Here is a 23,433-nt window from a genome sequence, read left to right on the forward strand (position 1 = left end):
AACCCCCTACCACTTTTTCAGGTTGATTTTAGGCTCGGTACCGTTTGCCAGCCTTTTCATATTTGGAATATGTTTATACACTGCAAATACCGCGGCAAAAACACCCAGCAAAATATACGGAAAATCAAGGTGAAAGGCCGCCATTAAGATTGGGATTGAGATAATGCCCAGGATGGATGCAAGTGAAATATACCGAAAGATACCAACTAAGACAAACCAGATTACAGCGGTGCAGGCCAGCACCGGAAAGGAAACAGCGGCAAAAACACCGGCCGCTGTGGCAATCAGCTTGCCCCCTTTGAAACCAAGGAACAACGGCCAGCTATGGCCGGCCAGCACAGCCGCCCCGGCCAAGGTTACCAGCCAGGGGCCGCCGAAGTGCCTGGCCAGTATAACAGCCAGCACACCTTTGCCAAGGTCACCGGCAAGAGCGATGATGCCGGCCACCGGCCCGGCCGTCCGCCAGACATTAGTTGTCCCCACATTACCGCTGCCGCACTGGCGGATGTCGATACCTTTCCACCACCGGCCCACCAGAAAACTGAACGGTATGGAACCGATTAAATACGCCACAAATATTACCCAGGAATTGTTCATACTTGTCTCCCCCTACAATTGGGAAGTGAGACGTGAGAATTGGGACGTGGGATACAGGTATTCCTCTTAAGCAAATTCTGTGTGAATGAATTCGCACCTACAATTAAGCAATCAGACATCAAACGTGGGTTATGCCGCATCCTTGAGGTTTTTATCCCTTAAGAATATCTTTCATTCTCACTTCTCACTTCCCACGTCTCACTTCTCACTTCTCATTTCTCAACTTCTTTTGTCCTTTTACGCAGCGCGAAGCGGATTGGAGTGCCTTCAAATCCATAAGCCGAGCGAATTTGATTCTCCAAAAAACGCAGGTAGGAAAAATGCATAAGCGCGGGATCATTCACAAACAAGATAAACTTGGGGGGTTTTACTCCACCCTGAGTGGCATAAAGAATTTTAAGCCTTTTGGTTTTTTCTGACGGGGGCGGAGTGCGCGTAACAGCTTCTTTTAACAGGTTGTTTAAATCCGGGGTGTTGATGCGGAATGAATGCTGCTCAGCCACAAAATCCACAAGCTCCAGCACATTAGAAACGCGCTTCCCTGTTATAGCTGAAGTAAATATCAGCGGCGCGTACTGCATAAATCCCAGTTCCTTGCGTACTTTTTCAGTGTAGCGGTTCATAGTTCGGTCGTCTTTTTTGAGCAAATCCCACTTGTTGACCACCAGTATGGACGCCCGGCCTGATTCGTGAGCGTATCCGGCTATGCGCTTGTCCTGGTCCGTTACACCGGCCACCGCGTCAATTATCATCAAGACAACGTCGCTACGTTCAACAGCCCTGAGCGACCTGATCACGCTGTATTTTTCAGTGGGATCTTCAATTCTGCTGCGGCGGCGAATTCCCGCGGTATCTATGATCACATAATGCCTGCCGTCACGTTCAAAAGCAGAGTCAATGGCATCCCTCGTAGTGCCCGGTATGTCACTGACTATAACTCTTTCCACACCGAGGATCGCGTTAACGATTGATGACTTGCCCACATTAGGCCTGCCGATAACAGCAATCTTTATTGTATCGGGAGGATAATCCTCCTCAGTATCAGCCGGCAGCAAGCTCACCAGCCTGTCCAACAAGTCGCCGGTATTCAACCCCTCGGCCGCGGAAACCGGTACCGGTTCGTCCAGTCCCAGCTTGTAAAACTCGTAAGTGTCAGTTTCAAATTTAAAATTTTCTACTTTATTGGCAGCAAGGACAGCAGGTTTTTTAGATTTGCGTATAATTAAAGCTACTTCCAGGTCATCCGGGTTCAAACCGGCCCTGGCATCCACAACAAAAAGGACAGCGTCCGCCTCATTAATGGCCAGCTCCACCTGACGCCTTACGCCCTCGTTTATTTCTCCGCTTTCCTGGAAATCCAGCCCCCCGGTATCAACCAGGGTAAAACTGCGGCCGGCCCACTCTGTATCCTGGTAAAGACGGTCTCTTGTAACTCCCGGCTCACTCTCCACTATGGCTACCCGGCCGCCGACGATGCGGTTGAAAAGAGTTGATTTGCCTACATTTGGCCTTCCCACAATGGCCACAACCGGCTTAGCCAAAAAACATCACCTCCGCAAACAAATTGACAGGATTAACAGGATTTAAAAAGATGATTTACAGGATTAAAATAAGAATATTAAAAATATAAATATACCATGAAATCAATAAAAGATATTAACTTATAATTTTAAAAATTAGTAACTTATTACCAAAACATTAAATCATATTTTAATTTATTAAATCTTAGTTTTAAAATCCTGTAAATCCAAATAATCCTGTAAATCCTGTCAATTTGTTTTAATAATTTATATTTTACCCCGGATTCAACTGAAATTAACTATTTTTAATAAAAACATCTGCTCTTTCAGGGCTGCCGGTCAGGACATCCACCAGTTGGCGCGGTCCCGCCACAGCCGCTGTATTTACCTGCAGGCGGGATGCCAGTTCGGCTAAACTTATATCGTCCAGGAAAACCGGCGCTTCCTTTTTCAGCATGACTGACGGTATTACCAGCAGGTCGCCGGCCTCACCAGGCGCCACCTGCTTTAATATGTCCCTGCCTGTTACCAGGCCGGCAACGGTTACCTGCCGCCCGAAAAAGTAGTTCTCAATTGTATGCAGCGAGACATTCAGACCGCTGATTTTATTCAGTCTTTCCGCCACAGGTGACAAAATTTGAGCCGCCAGTGACCCGGTTAAGATGGCAGCTTTCTTGGCGGCAATTTCTGGCGGCAGGGTTTTCTGCACTTTAGCCCATTCGTCCAGAAAAAGCCGGGTAAGGCCAACACCGTTTTCCAGCTGAGGGAAACTGCCGTATCTTACAGCCGGCGGTACCGTTTCTCCGGCCAGCAGGTAAAATTCGTCAGAGGCAAAAATAAAAGGGTCACCAAAATCATGCGTGTATTGTTTCTGCCTGGCGCCCACCCAGCGCACAAGGTCACTGGCTTCACCGGAGGCAACCCCCCGCAGCTGAAAAAGCTCCTGCCTGTAACGGGTAAGCCCTACGGGCACGACTGCCAGAGAACTGACTGACGGCCATAATCCGGCCAGGTCGGAGGTAGTCCGCTCCAGCTCCGCCCCGTCATTCAGGCCGGGGCAAAGCACCACCTGAGTGTGCATTTCAATGCCGGCTTCGGCCAGATAACCAAGCTGGTCCATGATTAGGGCCGCTTTGTCGCTGCCCAGCATTTCCCGCCTGAGCGCGGGGTTGGTTGTGTGTACTGAGATGTAGATCGGGCTCAGCCGCTGCCTCGCTATCCTGCGCAGTTCATTGTCTTTAAGATTAGTTAGTGTGATAAAATTGCCGCTCCAGAAGGACAGGCGGTAGTCGTCGTCTCTCACGTAAAGTGTCTTCCGCAGCCCCACGGGCATTTGATCGACAAAACAAAAAACACACTTGTTGGAGCATCTTCTGGTCCTGCCAAAGCCGCCGCCGCTGAATTCCAGACCCAGGCACTGGTCAAAGTCCTTCTCGACGTCCAGGATCCACAGCTCCCCGCCTGCTTTTTTCACATCTATACTTAATTTTTCTTCAGTCTCCCAAAAGCGATAATCAATCAGGTCATGCAGAGTCTCACCGTTTATAGAAAGGACCCGGTCTCCGGGCTCCAGACCGAGTTCCGCCGCGATGCTTTCCGGCTTCACCAGACAAACTTCCAGACCCCTGTTTTTCAATGGGGCATTACCTCCCGCGTTTACTCTAAACAATTATCTATAAATTCCATAATATAGTCAAGGAAGATTTGAACGTACGGTTTTTACATCATGCACCAACTCTGCAAGCCTGCCGTAAATCTTTTTAATCCCTGCCGCAGCCAGAGAGTAGCCCAGGGGGGCAAGGAACCTGGAGCCGCATAGCAATCTGCCTGCCAGAAGGTACAAGTTGTCCCTGACCCCGCTGTCAACCAGGTTCAGTTCGTCTTCCGGTATGTTGTAGATGCTCTGAAAGCTTTCAACCAGTCGGTGGACCATGCCCCTCTCACCCTTGACGGACAGGGCATATATTTTATCCCCCTGCTCATCAGAGCCAAGTGATACTACATTACCCTCCCCGTCTCTTATATTCAAAAACAGCTGGCCCCACAGCTGGCTTTTGCCCGGTACTCTCCCCGCGGGCAGGCGTCCTGTATGTATGGCTCCGGCCAGCGCGGCCAGAGGCAGTTTGCTGTCGCTGAAGTACAGAATCCTTTTCACTGTCTTTACCTACCTGGTCTTTTATTTTTCGCACCAGCTCGACCACCCGGAAATACGCGGCCTGGGTTCCCATTGTCACGATCGGGCGCCCAAACCTGATAAATCCCCAGCGCCGCGAGATGAAACCTCCAAATTTCATAGTTAAATTAACTTTTTCCATCACATTTACAAAAAGGTAGTCATCCTGCGGGATATCAAAAATACCGGCCAGGCCTGCAAACACCTTTTCTAAAACCAGTGGCCGGCTGCGCCGTGCTGTAAGGTATATTTCATGGCCGAATTCATCAATACCCATAAAATAAATATGCCCGTGCTCGTCGGCATCCTGCCGGTCAAAAAGCGGCAGCTGCCAGAATTCCTGCTTTTCGGGGACATGGTCCACGGGCAGCAGGCCCAGGTGAATCGCAGCGGCGGTTACTGAGGAATGGGCCCCACCGTAACAGTGATATATAATTTTCATCGGCTCACCTCAATGCCTAACTAAAATGTAGCTGCCGTTCTCCAAATCATGCGCCATGGCGTCAAAAATTCTGGCTAAATAATTGGCGGTGCGCTCCTGTTCCACCTTATCCCGGGCAAAAAAAATAGGCGCTCCCCCACTGACTTGCTCCTTATCAAGGGCAACTATCGCTAATATAATGCCTGAGGCGGTTTCGTTCATTGGTTGTTCACCTTCTCCTTCGCGGCGCGAATTGATGGGCCGGCCTTTAAGGGCTTGCTCCTGGCGCTCTCCAGTACGGGTGTCAGTTTTACAGCGGCAATAAGCTGTGCCGGATCCTTTTCCACCGGTAAAATATAAAGGCCCACTTCACCGGTATCAGGATTTTTTCTGGCCAGCGGCGTATATTCAGGAATGTCTATGTCCTTTTTGCTCCCAAGGATAACAGCGGCTGTAAAAGCCATGGCGTTACGCTGGCCGATATCATGTATGGTCGCCCTGGCGTTGCCGTCTTTAGGCTTGATTTTAACAGCCAGGCCGTCCTGCAAAATTTTTTCCCGCATAGACTGCAAACCAACGTTCATGATACCTATTTCATCCACCATCAGGACCGGACCTTTAAAACTAATAGTTGCTGGGACAACTTCGCAGATATCACCGACAATCTCGCCTGACATGAAATGGTGGCAGGCCAGCAGCGCCAGGACAGCCACCAAAACACCGGTAATCATGCCGCCGAACTGTACAGCCAGGCTGGTCGCGAAAGAGGCGCCCATCACCAGGTAGTTTCTGGCTTCAAAAGTCCTGGCGATCCCTTCGATGTAATCAAGCCCCCTTTTTACCAGTTCGGTTCTTTCCAGGCTTTCCAGCGTCCGGCGCTCCATGTTTCTGATTTCCCTGAACTGCTGTGCGGCCAGGGCCAGAAAGGTTACAGCCGCAAAATCAGGCTTCAGGATAGCGGGGACAGCCACGGCTCCCAGCGCGGAGGCGATCAGCCCCAGCAGGAAGTGCGCCAGGAAACCGTGCGGGTAACCGGGGTACTGCCGGTAGTCAATCCTGAGCAGGACTACACGGGCAAGTGTACCGGTCAGTACGCCGGATAATATGACAATAAGGTAGTCTGGTATATAGTTTAGCATCCCTGGCTCCTAGGGCTTACTCCTGGTCGTCACTGTCCTGCCCGCCCCTTTCCCGCGTACCCGGCTTGCGGGCGGCCCCGCGCAGGCTGAACAGCCCTGTAACCTCCCTGCCGAAGTTAGACATGTTCTTTTTCATATTGGCCGTGCTCCCAGAAGTTATTAAAAGATAACCCAGCCCTAAGACCAGGGTGATGCCCAAAATCCAGCCTACAGCTTTCCAGCCGCCCCCTCCGGTCGTTTTAACCGGCTTGGCGGCGGTAGGGGCTGCTCCAGCCGGCGCACCTGATATGCCTAGCACGGTTGGCACAGCGTCAGTAAACAGCGACACACCGCGTTCAGCTTCTTCTTTACTGTTGGTATGTGTGCCGGCCTCGATCAAAAGAGCTGTGGAAGAAAGGTCCTGGTTATAGTCACCCTTGCCGACAAAAATCTCTTTGACCACCTTCGCGTGCATTTCGTTGGCCGCGGCCATCATGCGCTTGGCAAAGTCCATATTGGCGTCCATTTTGGGATTTTCCCTGCCCACAACCAGGCGTACTTTTGCCACATTTTTTCCTTCAATATTTGAACGGTAATAACTTGGGTCAGGCACACCGTCCCGGTGCACGTCAAAGATAGCGGCCGGGTTGGTCTTCATTAAATTTGACGCTGTCCTGCGTGAGCGGACATAGGCGTTGTTGTCGTGCGGGTCATGGGCAGTCTGGTCGTAGTTGACAGTCATATTCTTACCCTGCAGCCTGTCAACCATAGCCTTGCCTACCTGGTAGATCCCTCCTTTAAATGGGATCGCTTCACTTCCGTCCGATGGCACATACGATTCATCAGTGTGGGAATGATAAATGGCAATATTCCCTTTTTTCTGTTCAGCCAGATTTGTACTGACCGGCACTTCCTGCCTGGCGTACAGTTCGCTGTACGCCACTATCTGGGGGTCAACCCCCAGAAACCTGGCCTCCGCCCTGTCACCGTCAACTTTATAGACCCGGTAGCTGTTTCCTTCTGAAGTGTAAAGCTCGTCTCCCACATAAGTGGTCCTGGCCATGATGCTCAAGGTATTACCCTGTTCGTCGAAGATTGTAGTGTACCTGCCGGAGAGGTGATCCGGGCTCTCCTTATTGAAGAACCCGGCTATGGTAATGGCGGGATACACATTTGAGTTCCTGGCAGCGCCATAATAAATCAGGGAGACTCCTGCCAGAAGCAAACATCCATATAAAAAGGGTTTCAGCCGTTTACTGCTCATCCTTTTCCATCTCCTTTACCCTTGCTGTTTCCCAGTCCGGGCCGGTCCCACTATCACTGTCCGGGCCTGGTTTTTTCAGCCCTTTCACCAGTTCTTCCGGCCGTCCTTTGGCACTGGGCCCGCCTGCCAGCCTCTCCAATGATTCACCTATAAGCTCTGCTAGGATAACCGCGACTATGCCGGCCAGTACAATGGTGTCAAACGCCCCGGCGCCCCCGATATTAACTCTGTAATTCGCCGGCGCTCCCTGGTAGACCAGCCAGACGTAGTGAAAAACATCGACCAGGAGCACACCCAGAGTAGCCGATATGAAAGCGCCTCTCCTCGATCTGCCGAAGAGGTAGGCAACAATACCACCTACAAGGGGATAAAGATAAATGGGGTCGAGGACTGCGTAACGCCCGGCAGGCTCCATAGTCGTCCCTCGGTTGACAAGAGACCCGATAAAATAAACTATAACCGCCGTCGCGGCAGTTCCCACCAGCGCCCTGACCCATTCCTTCCCGCTGCCGGCCCTGGCTAAAAGGTAAATTGCCAGCCCCAGCGGCACCAGAGCGCCGCCCACATTCAAAGAAGTGTTAAAAGGAAGAAAGGGAAGGGGGATATTTATATAACTTCCAATAATTATAGCCCCTATCACCACTAAGGCGCCCCTGTCCGACAGCCTCATCCGGTCCAATGCCCGCTGGGCCAGACCCAGGTAAATAACAATTGACGCCACTAGTAAAATGATGATACCGATGTTGTTCTGGTCCATATTTTAAGCCTCCTCATGCTTGGAAATATCATGAATTAGGCTGTCCATTCGGCTTTAAATTATACAAAAAAACCTCTGAATTAATTAATCAGAGGTTTATCATATAGAAAAAAAGCGGCTTTGCGCCGCTTTTTACTCAATATCCTTTTTCTCAAAAAGGTCGCCTACCATGTCTCCAATAGTAACCACATCGTTCTTTTCCTGAGTTTTGGTGTTGTTAAAATCGCGGACTTCGCGTTCCTGTTTTTCTTTGGCGACCTCCCTGATCGAGAGTCGAATACGCTTCTCAGCCGGGTCCACACTCAAAACTTTTACATTGACCTCTTCTCCCTCGCTTACAACCTCATCGGGCTTAGCGACATGCCGGTCCGCCAGGTGCGAAATATGGACCAGGCCTTCCACACCGGGCTCCAGCTGTACAAAGGCGCCAAACGGGGCCAACCTGACCACCTTGGCCTTGACCACACCGCCTACCGCGTACTTTTGTTCCACGGTATCCCAGGGGTTAGGCAGCACCTGCTTTAAGCCCAGGGAAATCTTTTCATTATCCCGGTCAATTCTTAAAACCTTGACTTCTATTTCGTCCCCTACCTTCACCACTTCCGAAGGATGATTGATCCGGTGCCAGGACATTTCTGAAATGTGCAGTAGCCCGTCAACGCCGCCAATATCCACAAATGACCCAAACTGAGTCAACCGGCGCACAACCCCTTTAACTACCTGGCCCTCTTCCAGGTTGTCCAGCATTTCCTGGCGTATCCTGGCATATTCTTCTTCCAGCACGGCCTTGCGTGAAAGAATCACTTTTTTCCTGCCCCGGTTTAGTTCAATGACTCTTGCGGTAATGGTCTGGTTAAGATATTTGGAGAGGTCTTCCACATATCCCCTTTCAACCAGTGAGGCAGGCAGAAAAGCACGCACACCGACATCCACCAGCAGCCCGCCTTTGACCACATCACGCACGACTCCTTCAACAGGTTCACCGGAGTTTAATATCTCCTCAAGCTTTTCCCAGGCTTTTTCAGCATCTGCTTTTTCTTTTGACAGAATCAGTTTCCCTTCGTTGTCCTCTGCTTTTAAAACATAAACTTCTATTTCATCCCCCACTTTGACAATGTCCTGTGGGGAAGTAACATCACAGCAGGACAGTTCCCTGATCGGAATGATCCCTTCTGATTTGGCCCCCACGTCGACCATCACCTCGTCCTGGCCGACATGCACTACCGTGCCGGTAACAATGTCTCCCGGCCGGACAGCCTTCACTTCAACAGCGTCTTTCATCTCTTCTTCCTGCTCAGGGCCGTTTTGTTCTTCAATCTCGCTCATTCGTCTCCTTACCTCCTCTATAATCCAGTCAGGTGTGGACGCACCCGCTGTTAATCCGGCCGTATTTACCCCGTTAAACCAGGCCGGATCCAACTCATCAGCCGTCTCTATAAGGTGTGTGGCAGTTCCCGAAGCAGCGCAGAGACCGGCCAATTTCCTGGTGTTAGCGCTATTTGCGCCTCCCACAACGACCATCATGCCGACCTTGCCGGCAAGTTCCCGGGCCGCCTGCTGCCGCTGGCTCGTGGCGTTGCAGATGGTGTTGCATACCTTAATCTTCGCGCCAGTGCCGCGCAGCACTTCAACAACAGAATTAAAGTTTTCCAGTGGCTGCGTTGTTTGGGCTATCACCCCGTATGCCGCTTCCTTGTTTAAAAGAGCCGCCTCCGCGGGGTTTTCCACCACAATCGCCTTGCCGCCTGTCCAACCTTTAATTCCCTGGACTTCAGGGTGATCCCTGTCCCCTACCACCACTACCTGATAGCCTTGCTCCGTCAGGTCATGGGCCAATTCCTGCGCCCTGCGCACAAACGTGCAGGTAGCATCAACTATATCTAAACCAAGCACCCGGGCTTCATTCACTATCTCCGGACTTACGCCATGGGACCTGATTACTATCGTACCATTGCTTATTTCTTTTAAATTGTCTATCTCCACAACGCCCATTTCAGCCAGGCTTGCCACTACCTGGGGGTTGTGAATTAAAGGACCCAGGGTATAAATAGGGCCTGGATTACCGCGCACAGTATCCTTTACTATTTCTATAGCCCTCTTAACACCGAAACAGAACCCGGCTTTCGCGGCTACCCGTACCTTCATTTTACCACCGCTTTACCCGTATCATAAAGTGTTTCGCTCAGATACCGTAAAAATCCTTCAAAAAATTAATTGTCCGGCACAGACTTTTAATTGCTTTTATTCTCTCCGAGCAGCACAGCCACCTGTTCCATAATGGTGTCGCTGGCCTTCTCCCAATCATCTTTACTGGCCTTTTTGCCGCTATGGCAAACCACCGGTTTACCAACAAAAACTTTTATTTTCCCCCACACGCCTCTGGTGCCGCTCACCGCTATGGGCAGCATGGGAACCCCCGCTTTGAAAGCCAGCATTGCCGCGCCGAGGTGGGGTTTTAACATATCATCGGTAGGGTTTCTGGTTCCCTCCGGAAACACACCTACCACCTGACCTTCTTTCAGCAGACTGACAGCGGTCCTGATGGCATTACGGTCAGACTTGTCCCGCCGTACCGGGAAAGCTCCCGACGATTTAATCACATACCCTACAGCCGGTATTTTAAAAAGCTCCGACTTGGCCATAAAGTGAACTTTTCGTTTAAAAGCACAGATTATTACTACGGGATCCCAGTAGCTGACATGGTTTGCCACCAGGATAATCCCGCCGCTGGCGGGGAGGTTCTCTCTCCCATAAACTTCCCAGCGCCTCAGCACCACCAAAACAATCCGGGCTAGATATTTAAGCACCCGGTAAACAATGTTCTCCATATTTCTACCCTGCCGGCTGAACTCTGGCAATAATCATATCTGCCACCTGTTCCGCTGTAAAGAAAGTACTGTCAATGACCTCCGCGTCAGGCGCCTTGGTTAACGGGTCTGCTTCTCTTGTTGAGTCGATCCCGTCTCTTCTGATGATTTCTTCTTCCATCTGTTCTTGACTGAAGATACTGCCCTTTACCGCTAGCTCATCCCTGCGCCTTTTTGCTCTTACAGGGGTGGTGGCTGTAAGAAATATTTTTACGGGCGCGTCCGGCAGGACAACCGTGCCGATATCGCGTCCCTCCATTACAACCCCGCCTTTTTCAGCCATGGCCTTTTGCAGTTCAACCATTCTCCGCCGCACTGCCGGGACCATAGCCACGTAAGAAACATTACCGGATACTTCCGGGCCGCGGATCTCTTCAGAAACGTCCTCATTGTTTAAGAAAACCCTGAGCCTGTCATCCTCACCATTCCGGAGACTTACCGGTGTGACCCCGGCCAAACGGCCGAGTGCTTCCGGGTCGTGCATGTCCACCCCGTCACGCAGCGCCTGCAGGGTTAAGGCCCTGTACATAGCGCCGGTGTCTATGTAAATGTAACCAAGTTTTTTCGCTACCAGCTTCGCCACGGTGCTCTTCCCGGCGCCAGCGGGTCCGTCTATGGCTATATTTGGATAAAGGTTCATCTGTCAACCCCGTATTGTTAAAAAGTGCGGAACACGGACAATTTCGACGTTTTTAACTTTTTTCCTTTTTTTTATTATTTTATTATAACCGGATTACCATCTATAAACTAATGCTTTCCAGTACATTTTTGAACCCCGGAAAAGATATATCAATACAATCAGAGCCTCTTACCAGGGTCTGGCCGGATGCCAGCAGCCCGGCCACGGCGGCGGCCATGGCGATACGGTGGTCCCCGCCGCTCTCACAGGCACAGCCGTTAAGAGATCGGACCCCTTTGATCGACAACCCGTCCGCCAGTTCTTCAACCGAAGCCCCGAAACCTGAAAGCAGCCTGGCCGTGCTGGCTATTCTGTTGCTTTCTTTAACTTTCAGCTCAGCGGCGTCCCGGATTTCGGTCTTGCCCTCCGCCAGCGCTGCAGCAACCGCCAGGACGGGCACCTCGTCAATAAGGCGGGGAATGATCTCTCCGCCCAGTTTTACTCCAGTAAGCTTGACGGCGGAGCGGACACGGATATCGCCCACAGGCTCGCCCCCCTCCTCGCGCAGGTTTTGCAGCGTTATGTCCGCGCCCATCTCTGAAAGCGCGTCAATAATGCCGCTCCTGGCAGGGTTTAAGCCCACACCGGTGATGGTAAGGTCCGAACCCGGAGAAACACAGGCGGCCACCAGCAGGAAAGCCGCCGAGGATATATCCCCGGGAACTTTTATAACCTGCCCGGTCAGCCGCGGCAGGCCTTTTACCCGCACACTTTTATCGTCAGCTTCCAGCTCAGCCCCAAAGTGCCTGAGCATTCTCTCGGTATGGTCCCTGGAACGGTGCGGTTCGCTGACCACAGTATCCCCTTGGGCAAAAAGTCCGGCAAAAAGTACAGCTGATTTAACCTGCGCGCTGGCTACCGGTGAATTATAGCAAATTGGCCGCAGTTTTCCACCATGCACTGCCAGGGGAGCCAGCCTGCCGCCCTGCCTGCCTTCAATATGAGCCCCCATCAGGCGCAGGGGTTCCGTCACCCTGGCCATGGGGCGCCGGCGCAGGGAATCGTCTCCGGTTATAACACTGAAGAATTTTTGCCCGGCCAGAATACCCAGGGCAAGACGCATGGTTGTTCCAGAATTTCCCGCATCCAGAACATCGCCGGGTTCCTGCAAACCTGCCAACCCGCGGCCAATCACCCTGACCATGCCCTCTGCCGGGCCTTCTATGACCACACCCAGTTTTCTAAAGCAGTTTATAGTGGAAAGACAGTCCTCGCCGGGCAGAAAGTTATAAATCAGCGTTTCCCCCTCCGCCAGAGCGCCGATCATCACTGCCCGGTGAGAAATGGATTTGTCGCCGGGCACGGTCACGGTACCGCGCAGCCCTCCGGTTGGCTGGATCACCATGTCCATAGCACTCACCTTCTACTCCTGTATGATTTAACTCAAGCTACAATTTCGAATAAATTCGAACCTAACAACAGGTCGCATTCAACAGTAAATGAGACAGGAGAACCGTCCCCTTGTCTCACCTTTTACGCACTTTATAGCCTTTTTCTCCAAGCACCTTTACGGCGCCTTCCTGCTCCTCAGCGGTGGCGAACCCCAAACGGATAGTGCCGCCTTCTCCTTCACGCACTCTTAAAATTTCGATGTCAAAAACGTTCAGGCCCTCCTGGGCCAGGAAGGAAGTAAAACGGGCAATAACACCCGGCTGGTCGGGCACATTGAGCAGTACTTCGAAAAGCGCCGGCAGGTACCCTTTGGTCTTAGCCGGCAGAGTGGAGCGGACTGCCCTGGCGCTTTCCAGCCTGGCCAGAATTAAATCTTCGTTTTCCTGTTCTATGGCGTTTTCAAAAAGATCAAGTTCTCCCCTGAAGCGGCGGATCATTTCCAACAGCTGTGTTTTGTTGGCTATAAAGATATCCCGCCACATTAAAGGGCTGCTCGCGGCGATCCTGGTGGTATCCCGGAACCCTCCCGCCGCCAGGGGCAAAACCCCCTCGCTGTCAGGTGTCAGCAAGGCGGTATTGACCAGTGAAGCGGCCAGCAGGTGGGGAAGGTGGCTGACTGCCGCCACCACCTGGTCATGCCGCTCCGGTGTCATCTCAATGACCTTGCCGCCGACGCCTCCAGCCAGTTGCCGCCCCGCCTCAAGAGCCGCGGGGGGTGTTTTGTCAGTGGGGGTGATGATATAAAAGGCGTTCTCAAACAGGTAGGGGTCGGCCCCTTTGACGCCGCCCTGCTCCGAACCCGCCATGGGGTGGCCGCCGATGAAATTGACGCCCGGGGGCAAAATGCTTTCCGCCCCACGCACTATCCCCGCTTTTGTGCTGCCCACATCTGTCACCACAACGCCGGGAGACAGGCGCGGCATTATTTGTGCCAGCACCGGGATGGTAGCGCTGACCGGGGTGGCGATAATTACCAGGTCCGCGCCTGCGACCCCTTCAGCCGGAGTTGCGGCAAAGCGCTGCACCGCGCCGAGTTCAACGGCAAGACGCAGGTTTTCAAGCCTGGACCCTGACCCGACCACTTCACCGGCCAGTTTCCTGGCGCAAAGAGACATGCCGAGTGAGCCGCCGATCAGGCCTACCCCTATTATAGCCACCCGGTTAAACACCGGTTTCAAGGCATTTTCCTCCCAGTTACCTCCACCATCCGCCTTAGATCCGCCATCATTCCAGCAAAGTTCTCAGGCGTCAGGGACTGCGGGCCGTCACAGAGCGCTTCAATTGGATTGGGGTGCACTTCAATCATCAGCCCGTCGGCGCCGGCGGCGATAGCCGCCCTGGCCATAGGCGTCACAAAACGCCATTTGCCTATGGCATGGCTGGGGTCAACAATAACCGGCAGGTGAGACAGGTGTTTTACCACCGGCACAGATGTCAGGTCCAGTGTGTTTCTGGTATAGGTCTCAAAACTGCGTATGCCTCTCTCACACAAAATTACATTGTAGTTGCCGCCGGACATGATGTATTCAGCCGCCATCAGCCACTCTTCAATTGTGGCGGAGGGCCCCCTTTTCAGCACAACAGGTTTATCAATCTTGGCCACTTCCCGCAGCAGAAAGAAATTTTGCATATTGCGGGCACCGATCTGCAGAATATCCGCATACTGCGCAACCACAGGCAGCGTTTTGGCATCCATAACTTCAGTCACGATCAGCAGGCCGGTGGCCGCGCGGGCTTCCGCCAGCAGTTCCAGGCCTTCTTCCTCCAGGCCCTGGAAGGAGTAAGGGGAAGTCCTCGGCTTGTAAGCGCCGCCCCGCAGGATAGTAGCCCCGGCCTCCTTGACAATGCGCGCGGCGCTGAGCAGTTGCTCCCTGCTTTCAACGGCACAGGGCCCGGCCATGACATGGACCGTTTCCCCTCCTATTTCCAGGTTGCCTACCCTGATCACCGTTCCCTCTTCATGAAAAGTCCTGCTGGCCAGTTTATAAGGCCGGAGGATGGGAACGACTTTTTCCACGCCTGGCATTGCCTCCAGGTCAAGCTCTATTAAATGGCCTTTATCACCGATAGCGCCGATAATTGTGCGTTCAACACCGCGTGAAAGGTGAATCTGGAAACCCAGTTTTTCCAGGCGAATTATTACCGCTTCTATCTCGTCATCACCGGCGCGGTGATTCATTACCAGAATCATTTTGCAGGTCCCCCCGTTCCGTATAATAATTAATAATCCTATTATTTCACAAATGCAAAAAACAAAAAGCACTCCCAAGAGGAGCACTTAATCAGACCATAAGCATATACTTACCGCCTCCCCTGCCGTTCTGCCGTACTTCTCGTGTTGTCTCCCCGGAGCGCCCGCAGGCTTAAGCCCCGGGGCCATAAACCGTCCTGCAATCCAACAAAAAACAATAGACCAGATTTATCTTAGCATACAAATGGCAAAAATGGCAATAAGCATCTCTGCCGGCTCCGGTGTTAAGCCGTGTCCAGCATGTTTTTCATACTCCTCACCAGCGCCCCCGCCGCCGGTCCGGCCGCGCCGGCATCCCTGCTGCCGGCAATGATCTTAACCAGGGCGCTGCCGACCACCACCGCGTCACAATACACCGCCGCACGCGCGGCCTGCTCCGGCCCGGCAATGCCGAAACCTACCGCCAGGGGCAGGTTTGCAAAGCGGCGCACCCGGCTGGTGAAAGCTGCCAGGTCCGTTTTTATTTCCTCCCTGACCCCGGTCACACCGGTCACGGAAACACAGTAGATGAAGCCCCGCGCGTCCGAGGCTATTTTAACAAGCCTGTGCTCAGTCGTAGTCGGCGCCACCAGGGGAATCAGGTCAAGGCCGGCCTTGGCCGCCTCCCGCCGCAGCGGGCCCGACTCTTCATGCGGCAGGTCGGGAATAATCAGCCCGTTTACCCCTGTCGCCGCGGCATTGCCGGCGAATTTGCCAACACCGTATTTGTAGACAGGGTTATAATAGCCCATCAGTACAATGGGGACACTGCAGTGCTGTCTTATCTCTCCAACCGCTCCGAATATTTTATCTATTGTTGTCCCTGCGGCTATGGCCCGGGCGGAGGCCTGCTGGATTACCGGGCCGTCGGCCAGGGGATCTGAATAAGGTATGCCCAGTTCAATAATATCCGCGCCGGCTGCTGCCAGGTGCTTTGCTATAACTACCGTACCGGCCAGGTCCGGGTCACCCGCTGTGATAAATGTAATGAGGCCCTTTTTCCCTGCCCGGCGCAGCTTCTCCAGGCATGCTGTAATCCTGCTTTCGCCTCTCATATGTTCACCCCCGCTGATCCCGCAATAGCCGGGATATCCTTATCACCACGCCCCGAAAGGTTCACCACGATCATACTCTCTGCCGGCAGGGAAGGCGCCATTTTGACGGCCTCGGCCAGGGCATGCGCGCTTTCCAGGGCCGGTATGATGCCGTCTGTCCGGCAGAGCAGGTGAAAGGCCGCCAGCGCCTCCTTATCGGTGGCGGTGGTGTAAACTACCCTGCCGGCGTCTTTTAGGTAAGCGTGTTCGGGGCCCACACTCGGGTAGTCCAGCCCGGCGGATATGGAGTGGGCGTTTTGGACCTGACCGTTTTCATCCTGCAGGATATAACTTAGCGACCCGTGCAGCACCCCGGCGCTGCCGCGGCTCAGAGTTGCCGCGTGCTCACCGGTGTCCAGGCCGCGCCCGGCGGCTTCGACCCCGATTAGCCTGACTCCTGTTTCGTTTAGGAACGGGTAAAAGATGCCCATAGCGTTGCTGCCGCCCCCCACGCAGGCAACGATAAAATCGGGCAGGCGGCCCGCTTCCCGCACAGTCTGGGCCTTTACCTCCACGCCTATGACCGACTGGAAATCCCTGACCATCTCAGGGTACGGGTGGGGTCCGGCCACTGAGCCGATCAGATAGTAGGTATCACGCACGCTGGTCACCCAGTCGCGGATGGCCTCGTTCATGGCGTCTTTCAGTGTTTTGCTGCCGTCGGAAACAGGTATCACCTCTGCTCCCAGCAGCCGCATCCTGAAAACATTCGGGCTCTGACGCCTGATATCTTCCTCACCCATGTAAACGGCGCATGACAAACTGAACAACGCGGCAGCCGTGGCCGCGGCGACGCCGTGCTGGCCCGCTCCTGTCTCGGCGATCACCCTCTTTTTGCCCATGCGGCGGGCTAAAAGAATCTGCCCGATAGTGTTATTGATCTTATGGGCGCCGGTATGGTTGAGATCTTCCCTTTTAAGGTAGATCCTGGCCCCGCCGCAGTGTTTTGTGAGACCCTCGGCGAAGTAAAGCGGTGAAGGCCTGCCGACGTAATGTTTCAGGTAATACTCCAGTTCCCCTATAAATTCAGGGTCGTTTTTTATGTTACGGTACGCCTGCTCCAGTTCCTCCAGCGCCGGCATTAAAGTCTCCGGCACGAAACGCCCCCCGTAACCACCGTAATAGCCCCTGTTGTCCGGGAAAGCATCTCCGGCATAATTCATAAGTTATCACATCCCCTTTGCCTATCGAAAGCGCGGCAGTATTTATCTTTCATTTGCCTGTGTCAACCGCCGGCCCGGAAATCTGTCAACTTGATTAAACCCTGTCCCGGTTCGGCACAGCGCACCAGTGCCTCACCCACCAGCGCGGCGTGCACCCCTCGTTCTTTCAGCCTCAAAATATCGCCCTTATTTTTAATCCCGCTTTCTGAAACAACTGTAATTTTGTTTAAATCGATAAGGTCAATCAAGTTGAAGGTCACGCTCAAATCAGTTACAAAATTGTGCAGATTACGGTTGTTAATCCCGATAATTTCCGCACCGTACGCCAGTGCCTGGCTGAGTTCCCGCTCCGTATGAACCTCCACCAGGCAGGACAGGCCCAGGTCGCCGGCTAATTTGGTCAATTCCGCCAGCAGAGCGGGAGAAAGTGCGGCCACGATCAAAAGCACGGCATCGGCACCCAGCGCACGGGATTCGTAAATCTGATAAGGATCTATGATGAAGTCCTTTCTTAAAACGGGTATACGCACCGCTCTTTTAACTAAAACAAGGTGACACGGGTGACCCAGAAAAAATTTCTCCTCGGTGAGGACCGATATGGCGGCAGCGCCGGCCTGTTCGTATGCTGCCACTATTTTTACCGGATTATAGTTTTTACACAGGATGCCTTTAGAAGGAGACGCTTTTTTGGTCTCGGCAATAACTGCAAGCTCTCCGGAGCGCCGTATGGACGGCGCCAGCGGCAGCGGCGCCGGCAGGCCCTGCGCCGCCTTTTCTAATTCATTAAGAGGCATTATTCTTTTGCGGCTGGCCAGTTCCGCTCTTTTATGGGCCAGGATACGGTCAAGGATCATTGGGAGACCGCTTCTTTAGGCGACAGGCGCCTGGTTGTTTCAATCAAATCTTTGAGTTTGCGCATGGCGGCCCCGGAATCAATACTTGACGCGGCCATTTCCAGGCCTTCTGAAATCCCCCGGGCCTTACCGCCCGCCACCAAACCCAGAGCCGAGTTTAACACCACCGCATCGCGGCGCGGGCCTTTCTCACCCTCCAGAACCGAGCGGGTAATATCAGCGTTTTCTTTCGGCGTCCCCCCGGCTAAATCAGCAACAGGGGCATATTTGAAACCAAACCGGGCAGGGTCCAGAGTACCTTTGCGCACGGACCCGTCTTTAACTTCACAGATCACGGAAGTACCGGCCAGGGAAACCTCATCCAGGCCTCCGGCCCCGTGCACCACAAAGGAACGGGACGAACCCAGCCTGGCCAGCACCCTGGCCAGCACCTCGGTAAGCGTCGGGCTGTAGACACCCAGCACCTGCGCTCTCGCTCCGGCGGGATTGGTCAGCGGGCCGAGAATATTAAAAATGGTCCTGATCCCTATTTCGCGGCGGGGTCCCGCGGCGTAACCCATCGCACGGTGCAGTACCGGCGCAAAAAGAAATGCGATGCCTGCCTCAGCCAGGCACTCCTCCATAGCGGCATGGTCCAGGTCGACCCTGACGCCCAGCTCTTCCAGCACATCGGCGCTGCCGCTGCGGCTGGACACCGACCGGTTGCCGTGCTTGGCGACAGGCACACCCGCCCCCGCCACTACAAAGGCAGCGGTTGTAGAAATGTTAAAAGTGCCTGAACCATCGCCTCCGGTACCACAGGTGTCCACCAAAACCGGGTAGCTGGATTTGACCGGCGTTGACATGCGCCTCATCACCCTGGCAAAACCGGTGATTTCCTCCACTGTTTCCCCTTTAAGGTGCATGGCTGTAAGCAGTGAAGCAATCTGGGCGGGGCTGGCCTCCCCTTTCATAATCTGTTCCATTACGGCAACGGCCTCTTCTTCCGCCAGGTGCCGCCCTGAAACAACCTTCCTGATAGCTGTCTTCATCTCAGCTTTCCTCCTCTCAACTTGCTCAGCTTTATTATGATTATTCCTTTTACTCAGCAACACCTTAAGATTGTCTTGTAAATCTTATGTCAATAAACAAATTGACAGGATTTACAAGATTATAAGGATTTACAGGATTTTATAAATAAATGAAGACATATATTGATTATTCCTTTAGCATTGAAACCTTTAATGTTATCCTGAAAAACTTTTGTAAATAAGAATTCTCAATAAAAATTTAATTTTATAATCCTGTTAATTTTCTAAAATCCTGTTAATCCTGTCCATTTGTTTTATCTTTACTGAGCCAACGAATCAATCATTTTTTTAGTATTCCAAAAAGTTGCGCAGCAGGCTGTGACCGTACTCGGTAAGGATTGATTCCGGGTGAAACTGCACCCCTTCCACACGGTACAGGCGGTGGCGCAGCCCCATAATCTCGCCTTCCCCGGTCCAGGCGGTAACTTCCAGGCAGTCGGGCAGGCTGTCTGTATCGACTATTAATGAATGGTACCTCGTGGCGTTAAACGGTGACGGTATGGCACGGAAGATAGTCCTGCCGTCATGCTGGATAGGAGAAGTTTTTCCGTGCATCAGCCTGGCCGCCCGCACCACCATGCCGCCGAAAGCCTGACCTATGGCCTGGTGGCCCAGGCAAACCCCGAGGATGGGGACACTGCCGGCAAAACGCGCAATCACCGCCAGAGAGATGCCGGCCTGGTCAGGTGAACAGGGCCCCGGCGAAATGACAATTGCTTCCGGCCGCAGTTCCTCTATCTGCTCGCAGGTAATCCTGTCATTGCGGACAATTTTTACCTCCCTGCCCAGTTCACCCAGGTACTGGACCAGATTGTAAGTGAAAGAATCGTAGTTGTCGATCATCAAGATCACTTATTTCGCCTCCTCCAGAGTCTTCAGCAGCACACGCGCTTTACTCATTGTTTCCTCGTACTCCCGCGCCGGGTCGGAGTCGGCCACGATGCCCGCCCCCGCCTGGACATAGGCGTTGCCCGCATGGAACAGCACAGTCCTGATCGCAATGGCGGTATCCAGGTTCCCCGAAAAACCCAGGTAGCCGATAGCCCCGCCGTAGACACCCCTCCGGTCCGGCTCCAGTTCCCCAATAATCTCCATAGCCCGCACTTTTGGGGCGCCTGACAGAGTACCTGCCGGAAAGCAGGACTTGAGGGCGTCAAAACAACTCCTTCCCTGCGCCAGCCTGCCGCGGACATTTGATACCAGGTGCATAACGTGTGAGTATTTCTCCACTTCCATAAACCTTTTCACCCTGACACTGCCTGTCTCGCACACCCTGCCCAGGTCGTTGCGCCCCAGGTCTACCAGCATCAGGTGCTCGGCCTTCTCTTTTTCGTCCGCCAGCAAATCCCCGGCCAAATTCTCATCAGCTGTCAGGTCCTTACCGCGCGGTCTGGTGCCGGCAATCGGGCAGGTCTCCACCGCACCGTCTTCTACTTTGACCAGCATTTCCGGGGAAGAACCCACTACCACCAATTCGCCGAAATCCAGGTAAAAGAGATAAGGGGAAGGGTTTAAGGCCCGCAGTCTCCGGTAAACGTTAAAAGGCTCACCGGTGAAGGGTACCCGTAGCCGCCGCGACAGTACCACCTGCAGGATATCACCGGCTGCGATGTATTCCTTGGCCCGCCGGACCTTTGCCATAAACTCGGCGCGGGTCATATTGGCCTCAGCCGCCCCGCCTGCCTCAGCCCTTTCCTTCCTTTCATGCTCAAGAATAATGTTGTTTTTCAGCGCCCCAATAACCTTTTCTATCTGTTCCACAGCCCGGTCATAGGAACTTGCCGGCTCAGCGCCGGGCCGGCTGTTGACAACAATGTTCAGCGCCTGCCGGACATGGTCGAAGATCAGGACAGTACCGGCAAAAATGAAGCAGCATTCAGGTATGCCGGGAATGCCTTCACCCGGCTGCATTTCTATATCCTCAATAAAGCGCACCAGGTCATAGCCGATGTACCCCACAGCGCCGCCAAAAAAGCGGGGCAAACCAGGTTTCAGGTAGACTTTAAAGGAAGAAACAATTTGCTCCAGGTTATCCAGCGGCATACCTGCACAGGTTTCCTGCCGCCCTTCTTGTTCAACCAGGGACCCGGATCCTCTGGAGACAAAGGTGAGGAAAGGGTCAAAACCTATAAATGAGTACCTGGCCAGGTTCTCACCGCCCTCGACACTCTCCAGCAGGTAAGCCGGGCTTTTGGGAGCAATTTTCTTGTAGATGCTGGTTGGTGTGTCAAGGTCGGCGTTGATCTCACAGCTGACCGGGATCAGGTTATACGCCCCGGCCAGGTCCAGGTACTCAGCCCTGCCTGGCGTAATCATGCTCTCCCCCCCTGAAAAAAGATAAACCGGCACTCAAATGAGTGCCGGCAATTTTCAAAAAATGAAAACCGAACTCACCTCAGCTATACTCGACTATTCCTCTGCTCAACTAACTCTGCTCTAATAAATTTGTACTTAAAATACCACAATGGACAAAATGCCGTCAAGCATTTTTTTCTTTTACAACCATGACCGGACAATCGAGGTTTGCCACCAGGTGGGTGGAAACACTCCCCATCAGGAAGCGCTTAACTGCGCCGCGGCCGCGGGCGCCGACAATAACCAGGTCAAACTTGTTCTCCAGGGCAAACCGCTCAAGAGTACTGGCCACAGTGCCCCTGAGCAGGTGGGTAACCACCCGCACGCCTGCCTGTTCCGCCATTGCCGCGGCACGGTCCAGGTCACCACGGTGGGAGGCGCTGTCCTGCAAGGCGCCGCCGCTCTCCGGCAGCTGCGGCAGGTTCACCGCCATGACCACGTTCAGCGCGGAACCGTACTTCCGGCAAAGATCTATGGCTATGCTTAAAGCCTTTACCGAGTGAATTGAACCGTCATAGGCGACCAGTATATTCTCAAACATATCGGGCCTCCGGATTCCCAGCGTACCACATTAATTATAATCCCGCCATCCAGATTATGTCAAAGAATAAATCTCTAACAAAATGATTAGCTTTAATCACCTGTATTTATTTCGTACTCCTTCATTTTTCTATACAGGGTGTTCCTGCCGATGCCGAGTGCCTGCGCCACTTTAGAGATATTATAGTCAAATTTACTCAGAGCCTCGGAGATGGCCTGCTCCTCCAGATGCCGCAGGTTTAAGTCCGCGACAGAATAATTTCCTGCCACAGGTTGTTTTCGCTTCAGATATTCAGGCAGATCTTCAAGCGTGATGGTTGTCCCCTCGCAAAAACTGATCGATCGTTCAATTATGTTTTCCAGTTCCCTGATATTTCCCGGCCAATCATAGCTCTGGAAGAGGAATTTAACCCCCGATGCGATATGATTGACCACCTTGCCGAGACGGTTGCTTATTTTTCTGACGAAGTAATTGGCCAGCTCCATAATGTCGCCTTCACGTTCACGCAGGCTGGGAATGTCGATACTGAGCACGTTTAAACGGTAGAACAGGTCTGGCCGGAAATTACCGCCGGCTGCTTCTTCCACCAGATTTTTATTGGTGGCGGCAATGATCCTGATATCAACCGCTACCGGCCGCTGCCCGCCGACGCGGACAACCTGCCGTTCTTCCAAGACACGGAGCAGACTGGCCTGAATGTCAAGGGGCATGTCCCCGATTTCGTCCAAAAAAATTGTGCCGCCATTGGCCTGCTCAAATACCCCCTGCCGGCCGCCGCGCTTGGCCCCGGTAAAAGCCCCTTCTTCATAGCCAAACAGCTCGCTCTCAATCAGGGTCTTAGGCAGGACCCCGCAGTTAACAGCCACAAAAGGCCCGTTTTTACGGTTGCTGGCATTGTGAATCGAATGGGCGAACATTTCTTTGCCGGTCCCCGTTTCTCCCTGCAGCAAAACGGTGGAATCGCTACGCGAGGCCAGTTCGGCCAGCCGTTTGGCGTTTTGCAGGCGCGGGCTGCGTCCGATTATGTCGGCAAAAGTGTAACGGGTAGAATTACCCGGAACGGTTGTTTGCCCGATTGGGTTTTTAATATTCTTTATCGAAGCCACAGCACCCATCCAGCGGCGTTTTTCACCCCAAATTGAACGGATGGAGTAGGTAAAACCATGCCTTATGGCTGCCTGCCGCAGCAATCTGTCAAGACGGCCGGGGCCGTCCAGCAGTTCCGTCCAGACAGAGCTATTATCGTTTAAAACCATGAATCGATTACAATTTCAGGTACGACGGCAGGGTTGACCTGCCTGTTCTCGACAAACTGCTGCCAGGCGGGAGGAGGAACTG

Annotated in this window: 23 protein-coding genes; all 23 read right to left on the reverse strand. The window is 53.1% G+C overall.

Annotated elements, in window-relative coordinates; translation table 11 throughout:
* Positions 1-6: 6 nt before the first annotated feature.
* A complete protein-coding gene (gene plsY / locus Pmgp_RS06865) occupies positions 7-597 on the reverse strand; it encodes a glycerol-3-phosphate 1-O-acyltransferase PlsY (protein ID WP_134213238.1) in 591 nt (196 codons plus the stop codon).
* Positions 598-809: 212 nt separating this feature from the next.
* Positions 810-2,138, reverse strand: coding sequence for a ribosome biogenesis GTPase Der (gene der, locus Pmgp_RS06870; protein WP_134213240.1), 1,329 nt, complete (start codon positions 2,136-2,138; stop codon positions 810-812).
* Positions 2,139-2,412: 274 nt separating this feature from the next.
* Positions 2,413-3,786 carry a DUF512 domain-containing protein gene (locus Pmgp_RS06875; RefSeq protein WP_192902831.1) on the reverse strand — a complete coding sequence of 458 codons (1,374 nt, stop codon included), beginning with the start codon at positions 3,784-3,786 and terminating at the stop codon, positions 2,413-2,415.
* A 24-nt stretch (positions 3,787-3,810) separates the two neighbouring features.
* Positions 3,811-4,239 carry a DUF3189 family protein gene (locus Pmgp_RS06880; protein ID WP_243119767.1) on the reverse strand — a complete coding sequence of 143 codons (429 nt, stop codon included), beginning with the start codon at positions 4,237-4,239 and terminating at the stop codon, positions 3,811-3,813.
* On the reverse strand, positions 4,121-4,732 hold the full coding sequence (locus Pmgp_RS06885; RefSeq protein ID WP_243119758.1) for a DUF3189 family protein: 612 nt from the start codon (positions 4,730-4,732) through the stop codon (positions 4,121-4,123). The genes Pmgp_RS06880 and Pmgp_RS06885 overlap by 119 nt, the downstream gene beginning before the upstream one ends.
* 9 nt (positions 4,733-4,741) lie before the next feature.
* Positions 4,742-4,933 carry a capping complex subunit for YIEGIA gene (locus Pmgp_RS06890; protein ID WP_134213245.1) on the reverse strand — a complete coding sequence of 64 codons (192 nt, stop codon included), beginning with the start codon at positions 4,931-4,933 and terminating at the stop codon, positions 4,742-4,744.
* The gene (locus Pmgp_RS06895; protein WP_192902832.1) at positions 4,930-5,850 is read right to left on the reverse strand and encodes a YIEGIA family protein; all 921 of its coding nucleotides are present in this window, start codon (positions 5,848-5,850) and stop codon (positions 4,930-4,932) included. Before Pmgp_RS06895 ends, Pmgp_RS06890 begins: the two co-directional genes overlap by 4 nt.
* Positions 5,851-5,866: 16 nt before the next feature.
* On the reverse strand, positions 5,867-7,093 hold the full coding sequence (gene spoIIP / locus Pmgp_RS06900; RefSeq protein WP_134213247.1) for a stage II sporulation protein P: 1,227 nt from the start codon (positions 7,091-7,093) through the stop codon (positions 5,867-5,869).
* On the reverse strand, positions 7,083-7,850 hold the full coding sequence (locus tag Pmgp_RS06905; RefSeq protein WP_134213249.1) for a DUF1614 domain-containing protein: 768 nt from the start codon (positions 7,848-7,850) through the stop codon (positions 7,083-7,085). The genes spoIIP and Pmgp_RS06905 overlap by 11 nt, the downstream gene beginning before the upstream one ends.
* Positions 7,851-7,982: 132 nt before the next feature.
* Positions 7,983-9,995 (reverse strand): bifunctional 4-hydroxy-3-methylbut-2-enyl diphosphate reductase/30S ribosomal protein S1, encoded by a 2,013-nt coding sequence (locus Pmgp_RS06910; RefSeq protein WP_134213251.1) that lies wholly within the window; start codon positions 9,993-9,995, stop codon positions 7,983-7,985.
* An 86-nt stretch (positions 9,996-10,081) separates the two neighbouring features.
* On the reverse strand, positions 10,082-10,678 hold the full coding sequence (locus tag Pmgp_RS06915) for a lysophospholipid acyltransferase family protein (protein ID WP_243119759.1): 597 nt from the start codon (positions 10,676-10,678) through the stop codon (positions 10,082-10,084).
* A gap of 4 nt (positions 10,679-10,682) precedes the next feature.
* Positions 10,683-11,357: a (d)CMP kinase gene (gene cmk / locus Pmgp_RS06920; RefSeq protein WP_134213252.1), complete on the reverse strand. Its 675-nt coding sequence runs from the start codon at positions 11,355-11,357 to the stop codon at positions 10,683-10,685.
* A gap of 100 nt (positions 11,358-11,457) precedes the next feature.
* The gene (gene aroA, locus Pmgp_RS06925; protein WP_134213254.1) at positions 11,458-12,747 is read right to left on the reverse strand and encodes a 3-phosphoshikimate 1-carboxyvinyltransferase; all 1,290 of its coding nucleotides are present in this window, start codon (positions 12,745-12,747) and stop codon (positions 11,458-11,460) included.
* A gap of 115 nt (positions 12,748-12,862) precedes the next feature.
* Positions 12,863-13,957: a prephenate dehydrogenase gene (locus tag Pmgp_RS06930; RefSeq protein ID WP_205077971.1), complete on the reverse strand. Its 1,095-nt coding sequence runs from the start codon at positions 13,955-13,957 to the stop codon at positions 12,863-12,865.
* Positions 13,958-13,962: 5 nt separating this feature from the next.
* Complete coding sequence (gene aroF / locus Pmgp_RS06935) at positions 13,963-14,979, reverse strand: 3-deoxy-7-phosphoheptulonate synthase (RefSeq protein ID WP_134213258.1); 1,017 nt, start codon at positions 14,977-14,979, stop codon at positions 13,963-13,965.
* A gap of 284 nt (positions 14,980-15,263) precedes the next feature.
* Positions 15,264-16,073: a tryptophan synthase subunit alpha gene (gene trpA / locus Pmgp_RS06940; RefSeq protein WP_134213259.1), complete on the reverse strand. Its 810-nt coding sequence runs from the start codon at positions 16,071-16,073 to the stop codon at positions 15,264-15,266.
* On the reverse strand, positions 16,070-17,275 hold the full coding sequence (trpB, locus tag Pmgp_RS06945) for a tryptophan synthase subunit beta (protein WP_134213261.1): 1,206 nt from the start codon (positions 17,273-17,275) through the stop codon (positions 16,070-16,072). The genes trpA and trpB overlap by 4 nt, the downstream gene beginning before the upstream one ends.
* 62 nt (positions 17,276-17,337) lie before the next feature.
* Complete coding sequence (gene trpC, locus Pmgp_RS06950) at positions 17,338-18,129, reverse strand: indole-3-glycerol phosphate synthase TrpC (RefSeq protein WP_134213263.1); 792 nt, start codon at positions 18,127-18,129, stop codon at positions 17,338-17,340.
* The gene (gene trpD / locus Pmgp_RS06955) at positions 18,126-19,160 is read right to left on the reverse strand and encodes an anthranilate phosphoribosyltransferase (RefSeq protein WP_134213265.1); all 1,035 of its coding nucleotides are present in this window, start codon (positions 19,158-19,160) and stop codon (positions 18,126-18,128) included. The genes trpC and trpD overlap by 4 nt, the downstream gene beginning before the upstream one ends.
* Before the next feature lie 327 nt (positions 19,161-19,487).
* Positions 19,488-20,051, reverse strand: a complete 564-nt coding sequence (locus tag Pmgp_RS06960; RefSeq protein ID WP_134213267.1) for an anthranilate synthase component II — start codon at positions 20,049-20,051, stop codon at positions 19,488-19,490.
* Positions 20,052-21,515, reverse strand: coding sequence for an anthranilate synthase component I (trpE, locus tag Pmgp_RS06965; RefSeq protein ID WP_134213268.1), 1,464 nt, complete (start codon positions 21,513-21,515; stop codon positions 20,052-20,054).
* Positions 21,516-21,678: 163 nt separating this feature from the next.
* Complete coding sequence (locus Pmgp_RS06970) at positions 21,679-22,095, reverse strand: universal stress protein (RefSeq protein ID WP_134213270.1); 417 nt, start codon at positions 22,093-22,095, stop codon at positions 21,679-21,681.
* Between the two features lie 92 nt (positions 22,096-22,187).
* Positions 22,188-23,351, reverse strand: a complete 1,164-nt coding sequence (locus tag Pmgp_RS06975) for a sigma-54 interaction domain-containing protein (RefSeq protein WP_134213271.1) — start codon at positions 23,349-23,351, stop codon at positions 22,188-22,190.
* Between the last annotated feature and the right edge of the window lie 82 nt (positions 23,352-23,433).

The sequence above is a fragment of the Pelotomaculum propionicicum genome (assembly GCF_004369225.1).
GTDB lineage: Bacteria > Bacillota > Desulfotomaculia > Desulfotomaculales > Pelotomaculaceae > Pelotomaculum_B > Pelotomaculum_B propionicicum.